We start from the raw sequence: 20466 nt of genomic DNA on the forward strand, positions 1-20466 counted from the left end.
CGATTCGCTTCCACACTGAGATATGGACCTTTCTGCTACAGCGCTATCAAACTTGACGAATAACGTATCACCAGAGGCGCAGTCAAAGAAAGCGCAAGATTTCCCCCCATCTAAAATAATAACCCTCGCATTAGTAGCGAGGGTTAGGCTCAAATGTTCATAATCTTTCGACATACGCTTAATTAAAAGACTGTGTTATTTTAAATCGTTGCACAGGCACTCAGGACAATATCGGTATCATCGTTGGTGTTATCGTCGTAACCCATGTTAGCGTCACTGAACCATCCCAAAGTACTCGCTCCACCTTGAACCGCAGTCAAATACCCCGCCAGAATAGCCTTGACTACTGCCTGCGCTTCAATAATTGAAGGCTGGTTAGAAGTATAAACACCGTCATATAACTGATAGTAGGTGTTCAAGAACGCTGCTGCCAAGTGCCATTCCGCTGCGCCATTGACCATCGCATCCAACACAGTCCATGAGCCTTGGACGACAAAGTTAGTGTTAAGTGCGTTCATTTGATTGATCAGTGCTTGCGTTTCTAAAGAGCCATCGAATAGATTTAAACCGAACGCACTAATCACATGGTTCTTGTAACACTCGTAGGCGTCAGGATCATTATTTAACTCCGTGAACACCGCTTTAAACTTGGCAAATGGATTACCATGTGAGCGCTGACCGGTAGCAATTAAATACAAGCCGTTCGTACCGTTATACCATCCACCGGGCGACCGTCCACCAGACATTCCAGGAGGCTCGCACTCATGACGACCCGATTCTACGGCAGATACATTCCCTGACATGGCGCCAGATACAGAGCATGCGCCCCACACCGACTTAGCCGGTAAAGATGTTATAACTGCACCCGCGGAGGCCTTCTTTAAAAACTGCCTGCGCGTCTTAGAAGAATGTACCGACTTTGATTCTTCGTTGGGATTCTTTGTATCCATTAATGCACTACCTCTAAATCATCCACGGGCCGATAGTACCATAGCTCTACCGAATGGTTCACGTAACACCGTGTGTAAACTTGCAATTTATACTAACCAATTACTTGCATAATTCATTCCACCAATACAAGCGATTGTTTTTTATGGAAATAAATCACAACACATCATCAAAAATTATTATTGTGTAAAAATAACTGACACTATATGTTGAGTCATCATTATCTCAATTGTTACAGCTCAATATCGTTCTCTTTTGCTAAATCCATTATTCGTTGAACAGGAATCGCATAGCTAATTCCGCTGGGATTAGTTAATGCACTCTCTCTGGTGCTACTCAAGAGTACTTTATTCAAGATACCGATGACCTCTCCTGTTTCTGCCAAATATAGTGGACTGCCAGAATTGCCTGGATAGGCGGTAAGATCTAGCTGATAGATTAATGAAGGTGATTTTAGACGCTCAAGGTCAGTAACAGACCGACTGTCTACACTTTGTCTAGGTATAATATCTGGCGCAACAGTTGCGACGATTCCCCTATGAGTTGCCGCATACAGTCCCAGTACAGCACCAATTGGATATCCAGTAATTGCAACTTCAGTACCCGGAGGAGAGAGCTTTTCACCTGTTCGAAGAGATAGTGACTCGGTTTGCCATGGTTCAGTCACGCGCAATATGGCGATATCATGTTTGGGGTCGATGGCATCGACTTCGAGTTTGAATTGTCTTACATCCTTCGCATAACCATGCAATGCAACATAATACTGGACAAAAGTAGGATCTAACATCTGCTCAACCACATGATGGTTAGTGATAACATATTTCCCACCACCAGCTATAAAGCCACTGCCTAATATTTTCGGAGCTCTACTTTCCAATGGTGTGAATAGACCAATAGCGACCACAGACTTTGTGACTTTTGCTGCAGTGTCTACGAGGCTTTCTGATTGGGCATTGGACATGCAAAAACAATGAAAAAGTAAAGCCACATATGCGATTTTTCGAAACAAGTAGCGTGAGTTCATATACAAACCGATAATAGCGAAATGATAATTAAATTCTGTTTTAAATCAGCCTCGAATACCAGAATATGAGAGTATTTTTAAGCACACTAATTACGAAAAAGAATATTATTTGGTTATACGCTCTTTTCATTCACATTTTACTGGGTGCGTTTTTCGTAAAATCTGAGCTGTACATAGTGATCAGAGACTATCTCGGCGGGCATGCTCCGGAGCTGTCAGACGCCTACTATCATCATGTCGGATTTCAGGCCAGAATGAGCGCGAATATTTCCGCGGATGGTTTTCTTTTTATTGGTGATAGCCATGTACAAGGGCTTGCAGTACCTGAAATAACTCGCGGCGCATATAACTTTGGTATTGGTGGAGATACAACAGAAGGTGTAATCAGACGTTTGCAACACCATTCAATAAATCCTGCTCGGGGGGCGTTTCTTCTCATAGGGTTTAATGACCTTAACAGAAGAACAGATAACGAAATTGCAGAAAACATAGAACGAATAATAGAAACTGCCGGGAACCTAGATAAATTACTTCTTTGCTCTCTTCTTCCAACTTCACCTTTATTCGAAAACAGTGAGGAATATAATAAACGCATAGGGAACATTAATGACGCACTGAAGCAAATCAGTCAGAAATATACACATGTTCACTATGTCGATGCCTTTTCAGCATTGTCGGATGGAGAGCAACTCCTTGATAAGTTCAGCTCAAAGGATGGGATCCATTTGAACCCAAATGGCAATAAAGCCTTAATAAATCTGCTAAGAAGCCACATACATTAAATTTGTTTCTTATATTCCCCCCACTTATAAGAATACGATGATATCTTGTCGACCATATGGAATAAGCTGCTAATATAAAAATAGCGTGGACGGCATCATACGGTAGATCAAATGGAAACCAATATGGGTAGGCGAGTAAGCATGCAGTCAAGAGATAGCAAAAGTTGGTTGGACCTACTTATCAAAGTAACAGGGAACCGCTCGAAAGTAGGAAAACTAATAGAGGGCTATAAAAAGCTGCAAGAAGCTAACTATATATCTTCACATTTTTCGAGCTATCTCTCACCCGTCCTGGCGTTTGATGAAACGTTAAAGACCGAGGTGTTCAAAATTCGACACGGCGTATACTGCGAAGAGTTATCGTTTGAGCCCACTAACCGCCAGCAGCAGGAAATTGATGACTTCGATGCATTCTCAGTCCACGGACTGATACAACACAGAAACAGTAATGCGTATGCAGGTACTGTGAGAATCGTGACACCTCAGGAAGACTCGCATCAATTACCAATAGAAAAGTACTGCCTAAACTCAATCACTGACAACAAACTTAATCCTAGTCAATTTCCTCGACATGAGGTCTGCGAAGTATCTCGTCTCGCAGTACCTGCAGCGTTCAGGCGTCGTCAGATGGATAAATTTGATGGCGCAGCCGTTGGCGGAATTAATCAGCAAACTTTTTCAGTAACCGAGCTACGCTGTTTTCCCTTTATTGCTGTAGGGCTATATTTTAGCGCCGCTGCATACATCGTTTGTAAAGATATCAAACATACCTATGTAATGATGGAGCCAAGACTGGCACGCAGTATGCGTTTTGTAGGTATACAGTTTGAACAGATAGGCCCCGTCGTTGATTATCACGGTAAACGCGCTCCGTTTTATATCAATCCTTCGCTTTTGTATAAAGGCTTGTCGCCAGGATTTAAAACGATGTTTGCGCACATTCAAAAAGATATTAGGTCACAGCTAAAAAACTAACTAGCGTGAGCTAGTAGAATTCATTTAGAAATTTAGGCGCCTAACTATCGACAGTGATTGAGTTATTTAGCAATAAGTTCGAAGAATTGGGGTGGTACGCCGTCTAATTTGTCGATTACCTTTTCTCCAATTCTCCACGAACCGGCCATGGATAAGTGCGTTGAATCGAAATATAGAGGAAAGTCTTCAGAATCATACGCGGCACAACCGTTACTACCACACAGGTAGTCAACCACATCAAAGTATTCAACGCCCTTTCTAGACTCTGCAAACTTATGAAGAGAGGCGTTTATATTCAAAATGTCTTTTGACAATGGTGTGGGCTGTGGTCGTTCGCATTTGATAGTTGGTATTAACACTGATTTTTCATCGCACGTTCTATCGAACCCGCTAATATGAGGAATGTGTCCCAAAATAAGTATGCGTTTTCCGCTAAATAAAAGGTCATCTACTGATTGAAAAAACACTTCAAGAAAATCAGAGTTATAGTTTACATAGTCTATCCAGGCAGCCGAAATCACAATCGAATCAAAGCGCTTAACGGCTTCTGCCATTGTATCAAGGGAATTAGAGCAGGTTTCTTCTCTTTTGGGCGGTACGTAACCACTCGGAGACCAAATAATTGGGGGACAGCTAGAATGCTGAAGGTTCTTAAGCGAGAGATTTTCATATCTAGCGAACGCCCCAATCATTCCGATGTAATGCGCAGCGTTAGAATCTCCCCAGAGCAGTATATCTGGCTCATTGAGATTACTTCCCTGGCCAAGCGTACATTCGCCCTTCTTAAGATGATTAACGTCGAGCACAAATTCCTGACAAGCGTACTCATACTCATATACGGCCTTGCTTCTCTCACTGATAGTCCTCAGTTCATCACCTTTGTAATGCATGAAGAATCCGTCAGATCGAAATACCAAAAAGCTAAGAGCAAGTAATGCACCTGCGGGAGCTGCGAAATAATAAAGAAAGACACTTGACGTTCTTGCCTTAAATCTCCTTGCAGGCTTCTCAACTAACTCAAATGTTAATTTCGCAAGCACCAATGTGAGAACAAATAGACCAGTCCCGACATATAGATCTATCTCAAATTCAGCATAGTGAATGAATGAAATAAGGGGCCAGTGCCAAAGATAAGCGGAGTAAGATATTAATCCCACAGAGACCAAAACGGGGTGAGCAAGAAGTTTTGTTGTCCAGCTAGTCCCGTAGTGACCGACAAATATGATAATCGCTGCGCCTAGAGTCGGTATTACCGCGTAAAACCCGGGAAATACATTTTTTTCAGACAAGAACACTAATGAGTAAATCAACATAGCAATTGCTAGCGTTGCTAATGACTCTAGCAAGATTTTAGAGCAGTTGAATGATGGCCGCTTGAAAACAACATAAGCAACAATAGCGCCAATCATCAACTCTCCTGCTCTAGATGGCAACATGTAGTAAGTGAACGAAGATGAAATGGAATGCCATAATTGTCCAAACGTGAAAGACGCTATCATCAATAGTGAAATTACGGTTAAGGTTAGCTTTCCTCGAGAAATGCTAAACATTAGCATCATGAAAAGAGGCCAAAATATGTAGAATTGCTCCTCAACACCTAGAGACCAAAGATGCAAAAGAGGGATCTCGTAGCTGTCTTGGGCAAAATAACTAGCTTCTAGAAACAACCAAAAGTAAACATTAGCGAGAGAGGCAATAGAGGCAATACTTGATTTTGCAACGTCTTGAGTATCTTCAGGCCTGAAGATCATCATGCTAATTACAAGGGTGAACGCAACAACTACCAACATCATGGGAATAATGCGTTTTATACGTCTGACGTAAAACTCAGTGATTGAGAACGAATTAGCGCTTAAATCGCGGAGAATATGAAGTGTGATCAAATAACCCGAGATCACGAAGAAAATGTCTACGCCAACGAAACCTCCCGAGAGTAGTGTTTTATCAAGATGGAATATTATCACTGATAAAACAGCAAAAGATCTCAACCCATCTATATCTGGCCGGTACCGATTAATGCCAGTCACTTTGTAATCCCCTCATTTGCAGTCTTTACATATTTGCCATATATGGTTCGATAAAAGCCTGTCGGACTCAATCAAACCTAAAAATGATCGCTAGTTATTTCACGGAACAAATTGTTTGCTGCTTTATACAGAAACCAAGTACACCGTTTAGCCATAAACTAGGTCGGCGCTTTAATTGACCCAAAACCACAGCATTAATAGTTCGATAATACAAAATGCAGCGTTCGATAAAAGCTTATTTGAGAGACCACAAATAAAAAACTCGGGCATGTCGCCCGAGTTTCCAACTATTTACTAGGACTTGCTTGTGTTAAACAACCAGCCCTGTTTGCAGCTTACTATGCTGTAAACTTACGGCGACGCGCGGCAGCACCAACCAGCAACAGTGATAAACCAACCATGCCAAGAGATGCAGGAGCTGAAACGGCAACTCCAGAGAATGTACCTGCACCGTTTGAGGCATATAAGTCCGACCCACCGTTATTGAACACAGCGCCAAGGTCGAAACCAATCAGATCGACAAAGTCGTCAAAACCCAAACTCAAATCTCTGATTACATTGTCTACAAAGTTATCCTGCGCCAAAGCGGTACCGTCACGGACAACGTTGAGTGCGAATTGAGTATTAGCATTTGACAAACCAAATACACCGTCGCCAAAGTTATCAGGGTTTACGTCAATATCCTGGAAAGATAATTTCAACCAAAGATCATCATTGGTTGCAGCTGCAATTTCTGCCGCAGACACAGTGCCATCGTTCATCACTGAACCAATGTCAAAATCAGGTGTTTGGTCAATGTAAACATTAAGGAAAGAACTGCTAGACAGCACTAAATCAGGTGCCAAAACTGTAGTCGGAGCTCCAATCAAATTAGCCAGAGCTTCCAACTGCTGCTGTGTATAGTTCGGACCAAGCAAAGCAGTTAGCGCTGGATTATCGATTTCTATGAAAGCCAATCCGATACCACCAAACTGCACGGTCAGTTCACATGATGCGCAATAAAGTTCACCGGTTCCAGTGTCAGAAGTTCCGATTCTACCAATACCGTTCAAAGACCAGTTTGCAGCGTCCAACGGGTTGAGTGTAGTAAGCGCGTCTGCTGAAGCTGCAGTGGCTGAGTTGTCCCACCATTGAATGAAACGAAAATCTTCAGAAAAATTACCGTCGCCCTGATCAAGATCCAGACTAGTGTCAGGGATTAGCGAGACACCACCAGGGAAGTTGATAGAGGCAACTGCATTTGCGCTTAATAATGCTGTGGCGGCTGTCGCCATTAGAAACTTTTTCATTTTATGACCTCAAAAGTCTTGGTTGATTAACACATCCAAACACAATGCAACCGACATGCCAAAATCGCAAACCATTGATTTCATTAACTTTTAAAAAACATCCAACCCATTAACAGAATCAATGTGTAAAAAAATCAGACACTTTAGATAGCGTTTTTAAGCCTATCTAAATAATCCTTTTGTTTGACTGTTGTAACATTGATGCCCTCTAACAATTCTCTCGCCTCAATTACCTTCCCAGCCTGTATAAAAGCATCAACTAAAAGCAAACGCGTTTCAACGAGCTCAGGCTCCTTGTTTAACGCTTCTTTGAATTGTGCAATGGCGTCCTCGTATCTTTCTAGCCCAAGATAAATAAAGCCTAAAGTGTCTAAGTACTTCGCTTGTCGAGAGTTTTCTAAAGCGGGCCCTATAATTGAAAGTGCTTTTTCGTAGTTGCCAAGCTTTGCTAACGTCCATGAATAATTATTGAGTACATCAGTATCGAATGGCAGTTGTTCCAACAACACCGTATAGTGATCTAAAGCTTTTTCAGGGGCTGTTTCTGAAAAATAAGCAGCCAATACTTGACGGCTTTTTGCATCGTATGAGTTATTTTCAACGTGCTGTTCCAAGAACCCTTCCAACTTTTCGAATTGCCTGGTAGATGCAAAAGCGGCGATTATAGACCCCGTCACCAGGTGATTAGTACTGTCGGCATAAGAGGCGAGGAGATGTGGAAGAGCTTCTAAAGGCTGACCTCTTTTCAATAATAATCGACCTAGCAACCCGCGCCCAGGCATCGAGTTTTGAACTGGCTCAGGCATGGCATTAAACAACTCTGACGCTAGCTCAACATTCCCGAGCTGAATTTGATAATTAATCCTTAGCACTGACAACAAGTCAGTGTTTCCATTTTTTTCGATAAATGTATCTAATATCTCAAGTGCTTTACCTATTCGGCCATCCACTTCATACAAGAAAAGCGCTTTTGACAGGGCTTCTCTTGAAGTGGGTTTACTTTTCAACCATAAAAGCGCGCCCTCTTGGGACTCATTCACTCTTCCCAAATATGCAGTAGAGTCAATCCATAACCGCCAGGCAAGGTTGGGAGATTGCTGCGTTAAACTTTCAAGATTCAAGACCTTTAACACTTTCTCTGCTTGCATATTTTCAGCGTGCAGTGCAGCAGCTAATATCTGGTAATCTATAACGTTTTTGTTAGCTTCATATGCGCCGAAAATAAAAGGCTCAAGTTTTGAAGTATCTCCAGTTTCCTTCGCTATAAAGAAAAGCTTACTTAGCGATGGCAAATGATTAGGGTTGGAATTTAGAATACTTAAAAGCGCCTCCTTCGCTCTCAGGTAATCTCTAGTCGAAATATATTTCTCTGCAAAGTACGACTGCGCCAGCTCGTTATCAGGCTGATTTTTTAACACTTTCGCGTATAGAGCTTCACCTTCTTCCACACGAGATGACGCCACTAATACTCTCGCCTTAAGTGATAACAATTTAGTAGAGTCAGGTTCATTTTGTAGTGCTGATTCAAGTTGATTAAGTGCTTCGTCAAAATCTTTACTTAACATGAGAACTGCAATTAGATACTCGATGTTATCTTTGCTCTTTCCTCTCGAGTCAGATAGGACAGAAGACACCGTCTCCAAACCTGAAAAATCTCCAAGTCCGATTTTAAGCATACCAAGTTGAAGCAGGGCTTGCTTATCGTCAACATCAGCATTCGCCAGACTAGTTGCAATGGCGCTGGCTTCCATGTTTTCACCTCTTGCCAACAACTTTATTCCTGAGGAAGCTAACAATTTTGCATCATTTGCATTCAGCTTGACGCCATCTGCCGCTGCTCCATCTTTTTTCGTCTCATATATTCGCGCACGTGTTGCGATAAGGAGCTGGAAAGCTGGATGACTTGGGATCAGTTCTTCTTCGAGAGGCTCTAGTGCCTGCAACGCTTGCTCATATCGCTGTAATTGATAGTTAGCAGTGCCTGCAATAACTCGTGTAATTGGGTCATCATCTCCGCCTTGAAGGGCAGTTTCAGAAAATTGTTTAGCTTGTTCAAAGTTGCTTTGTTTAAACGCTAAAAGCGCGGATAGCTGATTGACGGCGATGAGTTCAGGGAATTTGCTCTGAAGATAATTTACGTGTCTTTCTGCTTCATTAAGTCTGTCGTTTTGGAGCAAAAGCTTGGCGAGCAGAATGTCCACTAAATGACTTCTTATTGTAAGATTATAGGCCTTGTTCAATTCGTCAATCGCACTATTGTATTCTCCTCGATTCACGTGAAGCTGCGCTTTTGTGACCAGTGCCTCCGGGTGATTATCGCGAAGCTCTAACGCGCTAGCTACCAAATCTAGTGCTGCTCTAAAGTCACCTCGAATCCAGTTCAGGTAACTTTTGGCCATTAAGCCATAGAAGTTGTTATCTTCAACTTCATAGACTCTTTTGAAATACACGCTAGCTAGCCCTGTTTTAGCAAGTCTCAGATTAGACAGCCCCAAATAAAAGTTCAGCGCAGCCTGCGTATCAGGTTTAAGCGCACTTGCAAACTCATCCATCGACAAGATTTCCTCGTTCTGCTCTTGCAGCCGATAGAGCTCTAACAGCGGAATTATAATCTCGTTAACCTCATATCCATTTCTGAGCGCAAATTCATATTCTTTAGTCGCGCCAGGCACGTCCCCAACTGAGTGCAGCTCCTTTGCAAGTAAAAAACGCACTTCAGCACTCTTGGGATTCTCAGCGGCTAAATTTTTAAGAAGAATAGTCCGCTCGTTACCATCAGCTGTTACTTTTGCTCGTTCTACTCTTTCTTCATAACTGGCTGGCTGGCAGCCCGCCATGATCAATATTGCGAGTGAAAAAAGGGTATTTCTTTTCATAACCATCCTGTACATCCGATGTTCTACAAGTAAATTTTGTGTATTGTGGCTTATTCACCTCTGCATAATCAATGGAATTAAGCTAGATGATGACCTTCAAAGCATATATGGGATGCACATTTGAACTATTGCAATGACACGAATGCATCATGCTTTATATTTTGATTTACTGTAGTTATGAAAATAAGGTAGCGTCTTTATGCCTTAGTCTACATCTTCAAGAGAAAATGCGTTGGCCGAAAAAATAGAAATAAAACAACTTGAAGCCCGAGCGCTTGGAACCGAAGATCTTAAACGCATCTGGAGCACTTTGTTCCAAGAGTCAAACGCCTCAACATTCTTATCTTGGCCATGGATTAAGGCTATGTTAAAGACATGTGGAGACGATACACTTATTTTGGTAGCTACATTAAACGTTAAGACCGTCGGGTGCGGAATAGTTTCATTCACAAAAGGGATTAATACGAAGAAGGCTTTCCTCCATCGAAGCGGCAAACAGGAATTGGACCAAGTATGGACAGAATACAACGATTTTTTACTGCATAAGGATTACGTCAAAGAAGCTAGGCTTGCTCTTATCGATTACTGTGTGGCAAACCTGCAGTGGAATGAGTTTGTCATTGGTGCATCATGCAAAGATGCAGTCTCTGCATTCAAGTTACACCCTTTAATTGAAAGAACAGAATGGTTGAGCCAGTGCTTTTACGTAAATCTTGTGAACTATAAAAGTGACAGTGATTATTTAGCCTCATTATCAAGAAACACACGATATCAGATAAAACGCAGCCTGAAAGAATTCAATGATCTGGGTACCTTATCGATCGAAAGAGCAGACTCTACAGAGACGGCTTTATCATGGATTAGTGATGCAGCACCTCACCATATAAAGCGATGGACTGGTACTCGTGTAGGAAGTGGTTTTACCAATCCTCAATTCGTACAATTTCACGAACGATTTATTCGTAACGCATTTGAACAGGACATGATCGACATACTGCGTATTTCAGCAGGCGACAACATCATTTCTTACCTTTACAACTTTGTAGAGGGTCCTATCATTCGTTTTTATCTTTCATCGAATGTTTATGAAAATGATGCAAGCCAAGCAAGACCGGGGCTCGTCGCGCATTTTCTTGCAATACGATACTATCTGAACGCCGGAAAAAAGATTTATGATTTTATGGGGGGTGAATCAAGGTACAAGCTTTCACTGTCAGATAGCAGCCGTCCTATAGAGTTAGTCCGATTCTACAGAGATAATTTCAAGAACAAGCTACTAAATAAGGCTCGAGTATTCAAAAGCTCCTTTCGTCGAACTGCCTCATTGGATGTGCTGGCCAATACCCAAGTCATACTAAGTGGCGGCTCATTATCAAAGAGAATAACGGGGCCAACCTATGACAGAGGCATCATAGCTCAGTTGAATTTTTCAGAGCGCGGTGAGTGTACTTATGACATAAAAGTCGAATACAGTGGACAGGGCGACACGTTGCATGAGAATACCAACCGTGTTTTCAAGTCGGCATCTGTCACATCAAACAATGCATTGCTTGTGCCCACCGAAACAACAATCAAAAAATACGATTTAACAAATTTCAATTTATTACAGAGTATATCCCACCCTACTTTTAATGATATCCATCACGTAATACAGAAGGGCAACATCATATATGCCGTTAATACGGGACGAGATGAAGTCATAAAACTTGATGAACACGGGCAAATACTGGATTACTTTCCAACTGTTTCAGGGTTATTGAGTAGACCGAGAAAAGAAGATTACCGACTTATTCCATCAACAAAACCTCACATCGCACATCCGAATTACTGCTTTGAGCTTGATAATGAAGTTTGGGTTACTCGCTGTGACTTTATGGATGCGATAAAGCTAAGCGATCCAAATGAGAGAATATTTATTGGCGATAACCTAGTCCATGATGGTGTATTGAGTCAGAGCGTTCTAATGTTTACCACCGTGAATGGTTTGATCAAATGCTATGATGCCAGAACTCGCAGACATACCAACGAAGTCAATCTTGCAAAACTTTCACCACATATTCGCGGTTGGTATAGAGGAATATGTGCGCTAAACAAGCGACTAGTCGTCGTTGGTGTTTCTGCACTGCGTAGCTCAAAACGGGTCATGGACAGCGCACAGTCGTCACAATTACTGGTAGTCGATTTAGTCGACCACAAAATAGTAAGTAGAGTTGACCTTTCCCCAATAGGCCTTGATGCAATATTTGGGGTCATAAAATTATGAGTACCCGCAAGCGTAAAGCTCTTGTTATTGGTGAAGACACTCGCAGCTTTCTGAGTGTAATACGCTCACTAGGCAAAATGGGGCTCGACATCCATGTAATTTGCTATGACAGAACATCCCCTGCACTCGAGAGTGTGTATATCAAACAGGCATGGTATTTCAACTATCAGGCATACACGCAGCTGCAATGGATTGAGAAGGTGATCGAGGTCACCTGCGCCGAGCACTATGATCTGGTCATTCCTTGTGATGAACGTGCGATCTTTCCACTCATTGAGAATCAAGAAGCATTTCCTGAAGAAACCAAATTGGCGCTTCCAAATATGGAAGTACTCGAAAATCTGTTTGATAAATTCTCGACTAAAAAAGTTGCTCTGGAATGCAACGTCCCCGTAGCAAAGGGCGAGTTAGTGAAAATAAAACAAGTCTCTTTTGAAGAGCTTGACAGAGAATTCGGCTTGCCGTTTGTGATTAAGCCTGTCGAATCCTTTAACTCAAATAAATTATCCAAGCGAAATAAAGTTGAAATAATCAGAGATAAGAGCGCATTTGAGCGCGTGATTATTCACATTTCTGAAGACGAGGAATTCTTAATCGAAGAGTTCTTTACTGGCATTGGTGAAGGTGTGTCGGTATTTGCCACTAAGGGCAAAATCCAATACATCTTTGCTCATAAACGGGTAAATGAGCCTCGTTCAGGCGGCGGAAGTTCCTACAGGAAAGCTATTGCTGTCGATCCGAGTATGGCCGAAGCCTGTGAAAAAATGTGCAATGCCACGTCATTTGATGGTGTAGGCATGTTTGAATTTCGAAGAAATCCAGAAACTCACAAGTGGATACTGGTCGAGGTTAACGCCAGATTCTGGGGCTCTCTTCCTCTGGCAGTGCACGCAGGTATCGACTTCCCGCGATGTTATGCTGAGTATTTGCTAGGGGAGTTCAACGACCTACCCGATCCTGTTAGTTCATATAACAAAAAAGCCCTCGCCAGAAGCCTGACCAATGACCTCTACGATATGCGTGCTGAGATGCAAGCCATTGCGGTGGAGAGAAACTCATTAGTTAGTTATGCCTATGTTACCAAACGACTGTTGTCGCTCTTAAATGTTTTCCTGAACGAAAAAGTAGACAGTTACGACAGAGACGACAAGGCCCCGTTCAAAGAAGAGTACAAACAGTTTTTGGATTCGGCGATATTGAGCAAACTTAAAACTCGGTTTCGCTCCGACGGGCACGGTGAAGAGCTTGTGCGTTCCCTGATGCGAACGCTTTACGAGTGCGAGGGAAAAGGTCGCATAGTATTCGTATGCTACGGCAATATCATGCGTAGCCCTTTCGCAGAGAAAGTGTGCAATACACTCATCAACAATATGGGTTTACCGTTTACCTGTCATTCTTATGGCTGCCACCAGAACGAGAACAGACAAAGTCCAGAGGAATGCTTGATTGGTGCCGAAAATCTCGGGATCAATTTATTTGAACATCGTTCAAAATGGCTAAAGCAAACTGACTTAAACCCGTGTGACATCGTTTTTGTCTTCGATGAATATAACCTGGATACAATGCGCCGATTTTATGATGTACCTTACCTATTTAATCTCGCTGATTTTATTCCGCAAGGACTCGGACGACACTCTGCAATCAGTGATCCTTACGGGAAAGGCCAAGAGGCTGTAGATCATTGCTATTTGCTGATTACGGAAGCAATCAAACATATTATTGAGACCTACGTTCAATGGTTGTACATACCTACCGAACAGGCAGATAAACAGATTGAACAATTAAAGACACTGGAAAATCTTTAGTTGAGAAAATGAGCGTGGTTCATGCATACTGAACAGCTGAAGCAAGACGGATTCGATGAAGGGATATGACAAAACTTTCAATAGTTATCCACACCGAGGAAGAGTTTGATTGGGATGGTGGATTCTACAGAAAAAATAATCAGGTAACGCACGGCAAAGAACTCACAGAATTTTGTGAAGAACTGATAAGTGTCGGCGCCAAGATTGTGTTTGCAATGGACTATGCCTTTGTCACATCAGAGCAAGGCCAGGAAGTAATTCGCCATTTTCAGACTCACCATTCTGATAGCGTTGAATTTGCCACCCATCTGCACCCCTGGGTTAACCCACCTTTTCAGGATGAAGAGCCTGTACCTGAGAAGTATTCGTATCCTGGCAACCTACCCTATGAACTGGAGTATGCAAAGCTAAAGGTATTGACGGAGAAAATTGAAGAGATTGTTGGTTACAGGCCTACTACTTATCTGGCTGGCCGTTATGGTGTGGGAGACAACAGTTATAAAATCCTTAACGAGTTGGGCTATAAAGTTGACGTAAGCATATCCCCTTTTGCAGACTTTAGACATCAACATGGTCCAGACTTTTCAGGCTACACTAACGAAATAGTTAATCAACAGAGTATCCAGCGCATCCCACATAGTTGTGGTTATATTAGTCGATTTAGGCCCCTTTCACTCCGCCTTAACAGGTCAACAGAGCTCATGAATACTTTGAACTCTAATATATTAGGTAAAATTATACTTAAGATTTTTGGTGTAAAACGTGTCAGACTATCCGCTGAGGGCTACAGTCTAAAAGAAAACATGGAATTACTAAAAGTACTAAAACTAGAACCAGTAGAGCATCTCATCTTTTCTTTCCATTCGCCCAGCTCTAAACCAGGGTCGACACCTTACGTCATGAATAACAGAAGCTGGAACTCATTTAATAGCACAACTGTTAAAATACTGGAAGCCTGCTCGTCGAGTGGTATTGATATTCGCCTCATTTCAAACAAACAGAGTTAGGCGAAATAAGGATGCCAATAATAAGATACAGAAATAATATAGCGTATTACGCTCACGTTCCAAAATGTGGTGGCAGCGCAATAGAGGCGTTTTTAAGCGAAATTGACGGGCTAAGACTTGCATTTCTTGACCAAAAATATGTCATAGAAAAGAGGTCGTTTAACTGGAACCTTACTTCACCACAGCATGTAGATTCAGAATCGATGCGGATACTCTTTCCTGAAGAATTTTTCGATTTTCAATTTGTTATTGTTCGAAACCCTCTCCAAAAAGCGATTAGCGCGTTTAACTGGCACAAGTATATTGAGAGAAATATAAACAGATTAATGCCCCTGGATTTTTTCATCAAAAACATTTTACCTTATTACTATAAAAAAAAAGGTTGGATGGATAATCATTTTTTACCACAAAAAGATTTTATATTACCAAATCCGCATACAAAAATATTTAAGTTGGAAAATAACGGTGTCCAGGAAGCAAAGCTTTTTTTAATGGATAGGTTAGCACTAAAAAAAGTTAGCACGTCAGAAAAGAAGGTTAATAAAGCATTGAAGGAAAATAAGCGCGACACGAAGGTTAGCAAGAAGGCAAGGGATATAGTTTCCAAGCTTTACGAAAAAGATTACGAGGAATTTGGTTATAGTCGGTGACTATTTATAATGTGAGCGATAGCTCGGGTATTGGGATTATCATAAATACTGAGGGTTTAACTGAGCTTTCCCGACTGAATCAATCCATTTAAATTTCCCGACTGAATCAATCCATTTAAACGGGTGGCATTAAACCCACATAACTATTGAACTCAGCGTAGAGTCTGCAACAAATCACTTCTGTTTGACATCGGGTTAATTATATAGCCATGATACGACAGCCTACTCCTTTATGGTAAGCTCGTCTAGGACTTTACTGCAGATTCTAAGGTCTAATAAAGATCTTGAAAAAAATGATAAATATCAATTGACGTTATTGTTTTTTTAAAATCAAATGCAACAGTCTCGAAACCCGCATCATAGTATGATAAAACGCTATTATGAGAAATCTTAAATTTAATATAATTAGACAACTTAAATCACTGCTATTGTCAAACACTGAAGAACGAGCAGAAGTATAATAATAAACGAGACAAATAATGATTAGCAATTTTCGAAACCTGAGAGATTCAGCTGCAAGACGTTACAATAAGTGGTGTTATGACGGTGTTGCCTCAAAAGTCTTGGAAACAAAACCTTGCGAGTATTTTTACGACGAATCAATAAAAATTGTTTCGCTAGTCCACCATTCTGGCGCATTAATGGCACTGGTCGCTTTGAAAAGTTTTATTCATTTTTTCGGTAAAGGTTGTGTTGAAATCATCGATGATGGGTCACTTACTCCCGAAGATAGGAAAAATTTCGAGACACATATTCCCAACATAAATATAGTGCACATTAGCGAAGTGGATACTGGCGATTGTCCGACAGGGGGATGTTGGGAGCGACTCGTTCATATATCGAAGTTAGCTGAAAAGTCATATGTCATTCAGGTAGACACCGACACCCTCACCCTGACACCTATGCCTACAGTGGATAACTTGGCAGCTCAAAATATACCGTTTACGGTAGGTGCTCCGATATGGAGTCACAAAATTCGCCCCGAGTACATGAGCTATATGAGCTCAAAATGGCCGGGAGGGCATATTCAGGTGAAAACGGAACGTTGCCTCAGCGAGCTAAAGTCAGTGAACCTCAAATACTATCTTCGAGGCTGCGCCGCGTTCGCTGGGTATCCTAAGATGCGAGGTATGTATGATATTGTGCAAAACATCTCGAAAGAACTAGAAGCATTAGTTGGAAAAAACAATTGGGAGAATTGGGGCAGCGAACAAGCCGCGAATAACATTCTAATATCATCACTAAAAAATGCACAAATGCTGCCGTGGCCGGATTATCAAAACTTTATGAATCCCGAATGGGAGGTTTGGAAATCTAATCCTACTAATGGAAGAGTGAGCCTTGTACATTTCATAGGTAGCAATAGATTCGACAGGGGTATATACAAGTTGTTAACCCAAAAAGTAATCAAGAGTATGATGAGTGGTAATTCTTAAAGAAGCTTACGACTTATGGATAGATTATTTTTAATATCGCCAAACCGGGAAGAACGTTCATAAACGACTCTTTTTTGTGTTATCAAGCTCTTGTGTAAGCCGATACAGGATGTATACATAGCGATATACATCAGCCTCTGAGTTTTTAGTGGGGACCGGATAATGGATGTACCAAAATATTTAATACTTCTGAGTTACGAATTAACTGATACTACCTTGCAACTTATCGGTAACATTAAATTTTTTAATGGAGCATAAAGTCTCTCCGTTTATCCACTGATATCTCAATTAATTAAGTAATAGAAATCCGTATGATACCGATAAGAGTAAAACAATTTCCAAATTTTGTCGCTGAGCTTTTCAGCCGATTAAAGGCTTGGCCGCAAACCGGAATGCATCATTCTGTTTTTCATTTGGGATTGGCGTGTCACATATTTTATGTGCTCTTAACATGTAAGGCGTTAATTCATTCTTTGAAATTGGCCATCCAGGAAGGTCTCCATACTCTCTCTCAAAGTCTACTTCATCTAATTGCTTACACATTCCTCCCCAATGATTAGTCGTTCCCCCAAAAAACCGTAACCGTGTTGTCTCAACCGGAAAATCTTTAAAACTTATATTTTCTGCTTTGTGAAGATTTTGCATTTCTTGATCATAAGTTAACGCCCCTGACCTTTCCCCACTGAATTAATCCATCGCATTTGGGAGTTTTCTCACTAAACTGAAAGAGTAAGAGGAAACGACAATGCGTAAATCCAAGTTCAATGAAGAGCAGATCGTCAAGATCCTGAACAGCAAACACAATGGCCTTAAAGTCGATGATGTGTGCCGACAATATGGGATAAGCCAACAGACATTCTATCGCTGGCAATCTAAGTATGGAGGGATGGAAGCAGCTGACGTTAAACGGCTGAAGTCCCTTGAAGAAGAGAATCGCAAGTTGAAGCAATTGCTTGGCGAGAAGGAATTGGATATCTCAGCGTTAAAGGCGGCACTTGAGGGAAACTACCACTGAGTCGTGCGGTACGCCGCCAAGCAGTGACTCATATGCTGAATAAAACAACAATCAGCGAGCGACGCGCGTGTAAGCTAGCTGGTATGGATCGCATGACATGGCGATACAAACCAAAGCCGAACATGTTGAATGAACAGCTAAGCCAGCGTTTGTGTGAATTGGCAAAACAGCGTTTGCGCTTTGGTAGTCCTAGACTGACGGTATTAATACGCCGTGAGTTCGGTGCGGTTAATCACAAGCGTATCGAGCGGTTGTATGCGCAGGCAGAGTTGCAGATACCCAGACGCAAGCGACGCAGTCGAGTGGGTCCTCAGCGGCAGGTGCCGCTTGAAGTGGCCAGCAGGCCGAAGCAACGCTGGTCCATGGACTTTGTGCATGACGCACTTTATGACGGCACAAAGTTCAGGGTATTTAACTTGGTTGATGACTACACGCGAGAGTCTGTCGCCATTGAAGTGGATACTAGCCTAAGCTCAGAACGTCTTATACGGATATTTGAGAGGCTTAGAGCGGATGTTGGTTTACCGGAGGAGCTGTCTTGCGACAACGGACTACCTTTTAAGTCAACCAACTTCTGAATAATAAAATACCCTTCGCAATAATCAGCGACATTATAGTTTCCTGGCATTAATGCTCGCTCCCTGTGGTAAAGATTGTGCTGACCATGATATACGGGTGTCCTCTTTCGAGGCACAAACGGACTTAACACAGCATTAATAAAAGTCAGGGGCGTAGAGCATTATCTAAGAGGTCGCAAAGCGCCTTGACGGCCCGATGATTTACGTCCCCTGACTAACTTCAAAATAACCATGGTAATCCACGTTCTTCTTTACAACAGCATGCGCAACTCTCGCTAGCTTCGCCGCGACAGCGGTATAGGCTTTGCGCTTACTGTCTTGTGAGGCACCATTCTGTCTGATGTAACGTTCATATTTAGCTCTAAAGCTATTTTCTCGTTGTCTTATCGCTACAGTCGCGGCCAGCCAATAAGCATATCTCAATCTTGCATTGCCCCGTTTAGAGAGCCGGAACGCACTTTGACGTTGACCACTTTGGACACTAGACAAATTAAAACCACAATAATTTAGATATTGCCGATAATGACTGAACCGTGACAGCTGGCCGCTCTCAGCAATGATAATCAGAGCAATAATGGCACCAACACCCGGTATAGTTCGTAAGCGTTGGTAGTCTTCTCGTTCATGGAGAAACGTTTCAGACTGCTTTTCTAATTCGACACGCAGCTTCGATAGTTCAATATATCTCGCAAGCTGCATTTTATAGGTGCTAACGGCGTGACTGTTTAAATCGACAGGTAGCGCTATAGATTGTTGCGCTATCTCATACAGGTGTTCTAGAAACGCCTGCTTATACTGCTTTCGACCAATAAGGTCCCATGCACGTTTTACAAAAGTCGCTTGTTTATAGCGAGTTATAGCGTAAGGAATTGGAAACTTGAGTAAAAATTTGCAAAACCACTCTGCACGAGAGTTGTGTAGGAATTGCTCTGCTTCTGGAAAGTAAAGGGTTAGATTGTGGTTAACCAAGCTGTTTAAGCATCTTGTACGTGCGATTGTGATCTGGTGATAAGCGTTGGATATTTCCTGGATATCCATCGTGTCATTCACTAGAGGATCATAAAATGGATGAGACATACCAGTCTGAAGTAGGTACAGAATAACACTGCTGTCCTTCCGGTCATTTTTATCCCACGTCTGATAAAGCATTTCACGCGCTCTCGCGCAGGATAATGACGATACCAAATGGCATTCAATGCCCTTCTGCTGCATCCAGTATGCGATATTCCGGTGGTAGTCTGAGGTCGGTTCAAAGCCAACTTTGATAGAGTCAGTCGTCGACTTTGCAATACCCAAGAGACGTTGATACCCATCCAAAGTGTTTTCAATACGGACGAATACACATTTGCCACTTGGGTACTGCACCTTTGCGTCGTGGTGCTTTTTAGCAATATCCAGTGCAATAAGCGTTAAATTTCGTTTATGTTGAATTTGGTCAGCCATCGTATTTTCTCCACGTGTTGTTTGGTCACGACAAGTGATAGAAGATGGCTGACGTTTTTGACAAATCTACTTGTTAAAGAGCTTCGCTCAATAGGTATCATGGTTCCGAATTCACAAGTCGCGCATTCCTGGCCTGGGCAGGATGGCGGAATGTAGACCTGCAGTTTATTCGGCCGGGCAAACCAACCGAAAACGCGTTTGTGGAAAGCTTTAACGGCAAATTTAGAGATGAATGTTTGAATCAACACTGGTTCAGAAATCTGGTCGAGGCAAGAGATATCATTGAGCGATGGAGACTGGATTACAACTATGAACGACCACATCGCTCATTGGGACAATTAACACCGA

16 protein-coding genes and 1 pseudogene are annotated in these 20466 nt (G+C 42.0%); 10 read left to right on the top strand and 7 right to left on the bottom strand.

Features of this window, described 5'->3' with window-relative positions; genetic code table 11:
• Window positions 1–200: 200 nt before the first annotated feature.
• Together G441_RS0115075 and G441_RS0115080 are read right to left on the bottom strand one after the other, a co-directional pair.
• Window positions 201–803 (bottom strand): hypothetical protein, encoded by a 603-nt coding sequence (locus tag G441_RS0115075; protein ID WP_156896385.1) that lies wholly within the window; start codon window positions 801–803, stop codon window positions 201–203.
• Between the two features lie 377 nt (window positions 804–1180).
• Window positions 1181–1909: a S1 family peptidase gene (locus G441_RS0115080; protein ID WP_240485153.1), complete on the bottom strand. Its 729-nt coding sequence runs from the start codon at window positions 1907–1909 to the stop codon at window positions 1181–1183.
• 128 nt (window positions 1910–2037) lie between these two features.
• Here G441_RS0115080 and G441_RS0115085 point away from each other — a divergent pair, with 128 nt between their 5' ends.
• Both G441_RS0115085 and G441_RS0115090 read left to right on the top strand, forming a co-directional pair.
• A complete protein-coding gene (locus tag G441_RS0115085) occupies window positions 2038–2754 on the top strand; it encodes an SGNH/GDSL hydrolase family protein (protein ID WP_026377130.1) in 717 nt (238 codons plus the stop codon).
• A 141-nt stretch (window positions 2755–2895) separates the two neighbouring features.
• Window positions 2896–3729: a PEP-CTERM/exosortase system-associated acyltransferase gene (locus G441_RS0115090; protein WP_026377131.1), complete on the top strand. Its 834-nt coding sequence runs from the start codon at window positions 2896–2898 to the stop codon at window positions 3727–3729.
• A 62-nt stretch (window positions 3730–3791) separates the two neighbouring features.
• Here the strand turns inward: G441_RS0115090 and G441_RS0115095 are convergent, their stop codons facing one another.
• The 3 genes from G441_RS0115095 to prsT all read right to left on the bottom strand — a co-directional run bounded on the left by G441_RS0115095 (window position 3792) and on the right by prsT (window position 9921).
• A complete protein-coding gene (locus tag G441_RS0115095; RefSeq protein ID WP_026377132.1) occupies window positions 3792–5756 on the bottom strand; it encodes an acyltransferase family protein in 1965 nt (654 codons plus the stop codon).
• A 338-nt stretch (window positions 5757–6094) separates the two neighbouring features.
• The gene (locus tag G441_RS0115100; RefSeq protein ID WP_026377133.1) at window positions 6095–7045 is read right to left on the bottom strand and encodes a hypothetical protein; all 951 of its coding nucleotides are present in this window, start codon (window positions 7043–7045) and stop codon (window positions 6095–6097) included.
• Window positions 7046–7188: 143 nt separating this feature from the next.
• Window positions 7189–9921, bottom strand: coding sequence for an XrtA/PEP-CTERM system TPR-repeat protein PrsT (prsT, locus tag G441_RS0115105; RefSeq protein ID WP_169726091.1), 2733 nt, complete (start codon window positions 9919–9921; stop codon window positions 7189–7191).
• Between the two features lie 232 nt (window positions 9922–10153).
• Here prsT and G441_RS0115110 point away from each other — a divergent pair, with 232 nt between their 5' ends.
• The 5 genes from G441_RS0115110 to G441_RS0115130 all read left to right on the top strand — a co-directional run bounded on the left by G441_RS0115110 (window position 10154) and on the right by G441_RS0115130 (window position 17082).
• Window positions 10154–12184 (top strand): GNAT family N-acetyltransferase, encoded by a 2031-nt coding sequence (locus tag G441_RS0115110; protein ID WP_026377135.1) that lies wholly within the window; start codon window positions 10154–10156, stop codon window positions 12182–12184.
• The gene (locus tag G441_RS0115115; protein WP_026377136.1) at window positions 12181–13989 is read left to right on the top strand and encodes an arsenate reductase/protein-tyrosine-phosphatase family protein; all 1809 of its coding nucleotides are present in this window, start codon (window positions 12181–12183) and stop codon (window positions 13987–13989) included. Before G441_RS0115110 ends, G441_RS0115115 begins: the two co-directional genes overlap by 4 nt.
• A 65-nt stretch (window positions 13990–14054) precedes the next feature.
• On the top strand, window positions 14055–14996 hold the full coding sequence (locus tag G441_RS0115120) for a polysaccharide deacetylase family protein (RefSeq protein WP_026377137.1): 942 nt from the start codon (window positions 14055–14057) through the stop codon (window positions 14994–14996).
• An 11-nt stretch (window positions 14997–15007) separates the two neighbouring features.
• Window positions 15008–15646 (top strand): sulfotransferase family 2 domain-containing protein, encoded by a 639-nt coding sequence (locus G441_RS0115125; protein WP_026377138.1) that lies wholly within the window; start codon window positions 15008–15010, stop codon window positions 15644–15646.
• 479 nt (window positions 15647–16125) lie between these two features.
• Window positions 16126–17082: a hypothetical protein gene (locus G441_RS0115130; protein WP_034475319.1), complete on the top strand. Its 957-nt coding sequence runs from the start codon at window positions 16126–16128 to the stop codon at window positions 17080–17082.
• 360 nt (window positions 17083–17442) lie between these two features.
• On the opposite strand, the gene G441_RS0115135 is transcribed toward G441_RS0115130, so the two are convergent.
• Window positions 17443–17727 carry a hypothetical protein gene (locus G441_RS0115135; protein ID WP_026377140.1) on the bottom strand — a complete coding sequence of 95 codons (285 nt, stop codon included), beginning with the start codon at window positions 17725–17727 and terminating at the stop codon, window positions 17443–17445.
• A gap of 100 nt (window positions 17728–17827) precedes the next feature.
• On the opposite strand from G441_RS0115135, the gene G441_RS0115140 reads away from it, so the two are divergent.
• The gene (locus G441_RS0115140; RefSeq protein WP_026377141.1) at window positions 17828–18097 is read left to right on the top strand and encodes a transposase; all 270 of its coding nucleotides are present in this window, start codon (window positions 17828–17830) and stop codon (window positions 18095–18097) included.
• A gap of 32 nt (window positions 18098–18129) precedes the next feature.
• Window positions 18130–18675, top strand: coding sequence for a DDE-type integrase/transposase/recombinase (locus G441_RS18835; RefSeq protein WP_051275646.1), 546 nt, complete (start codon window positions 18130–18132; stop codon window positions 18673–18675).
• Window positions 18676–18876: 201 nt separating this feature from the next.
• Here the strand turns inward: G441_RS18835 and G441_RS0115150 are convergent, their stop codons facing one another.
• Window positions 18877–20118 (bottom strand): IS110 family RNA-guided transposase, encoded by a 1242-nt coding sequence (locus G441_RS0115150; protein ID WP_084407396.1) that lies wholly within the window; start codon window positions 20116–20118, stop codon window positions 18877–18879.
• A gap of 98 nt (window positions 20119–20216) precedes the next feature.
• On the opposite strand from G441_RS0115150, the pseudogene G441_RS19580 reads away from it, so the two are divergent.
• Window positions 20217–20466 (top strand): annotated as a pseudogene (locus G441_RS19580) (integrase core domain-containing protein); the annotation flags it as partial.

It is taken from the genome of Aestuariibacter salexigens DSM 15300, assembly GCF_000429145.1.
GTDB classification, from domain to species: Bacteria; Pseudomonadota; Gammaproteobacteria; order Enterobacterales; family Alteromonadaceae; genus Aestuariibacter; species Aestuariibacter salexigens.

What these genes read in the sequence shown, in the direction of transcription:
- G441_RS0115100 (WP_026377133.1), bottom strand. Translation starts at nt 7,045, where the DNA reads ATGAAAAAGTTTCTAATGGCGACAGCCGCCACAGCATTATTAAGCGCA.
- G441_RS0115125 (WP_026377138.1), top strand. Translation starts at nt 15,008, where the DNA reads ATGCCAATAATAAGATACAGAAATAATATAGCGTATTACGCTCACGTT.
- G441_RS0115080 (WP_240485153.1), bottom strand. Translation starts at nt 1,909, where the DNA reads ATGTCCAATGCCCAATCAGAAAGCCTCGTAGACACTGCAGCAAAAGTC.
- G441_RS0115085 (WP_026377130.1), top strand. Translation starts at nt 2,038, where the DNA reads ATGAGAGTATTTTTAAGCACACTAATTACGAAAAAGAATATTATTTGG.
- G441_RS0115090 (WP_026377131.1), top strand. Translation starts at nt 2,896, where the DNA reads ATGCAGTCAAGAGATAGCAAAAGTTGGTTGGACCTACTTATCAAAGTA.
- G441_RS0115140 (WP_026377141.1), top strand. Translation starts at nt 17,828, where the DNA reads ATGCGTAAATCCAAGTTCAATGAAGAGCAGATCGTCAAGATCCTGAAC.
- G441_RS0115075 (WP_156896385.1), bottom strand. Translation starts at nt 803, where the DNA reads ATGTCAGGGAATGTATCTGCCGTAGAATCGGGTCGTCATGAGTGCGAG.
- G441_RS0115115 (WP_026377136.1), top strand. Translation starts at nt 12,181, where the DNA reads ATGAGTACCCGCAAGCGTAAAGCTCTTGTTATTGGTGAAGACACTCGC.
- prsT (WP_169726091.1), bottom strand. Translation starts at nt 9,921, where the DNA reads ATGAAAAGAAATACCCTTTTTTCACTCGCAATATTGATCATGGCGGGC.
- G441_RS0115130 (WP_034475319.1), top strand. Translation starts at nt 16,126, where the DNA reads ATGATTAGCAATTTTCGAAACCTGAGAGATTCAGCTGCAAGACGTTAC.
- G441_RS0115135 (WP_026377140.1), bottom strand. Translation starts at nt 17,727, where the DNA reads ATGCAAAATCTTCACAAAGCAGAAAATATAAGTTTTAAAGATTTTCCG.
- G441_RS18835 (WP_051275646.1), top strand. Translation starts at nt 18,130, where the DNA reads ATGCTGAATAAAACAACAATCAGCGAGCGACGCGCGTGTAAGCTAGCT.
- G441_RS0115150 (WP_084407396.1), bottom strand. Translation starts at nt 20,118, where the DNA reads ATGGCTGACCAAATTCAACATAAACGAAATTTAACGCTTATTGCACTG.
- G441_RS0115120 (WP_026377137.1), top strand. Translation starts at nt 14,055, where the DNA reads ATGACAAAACTTTCAATAGTTATCCACACCGAGGAAGAGTTTGATTGG.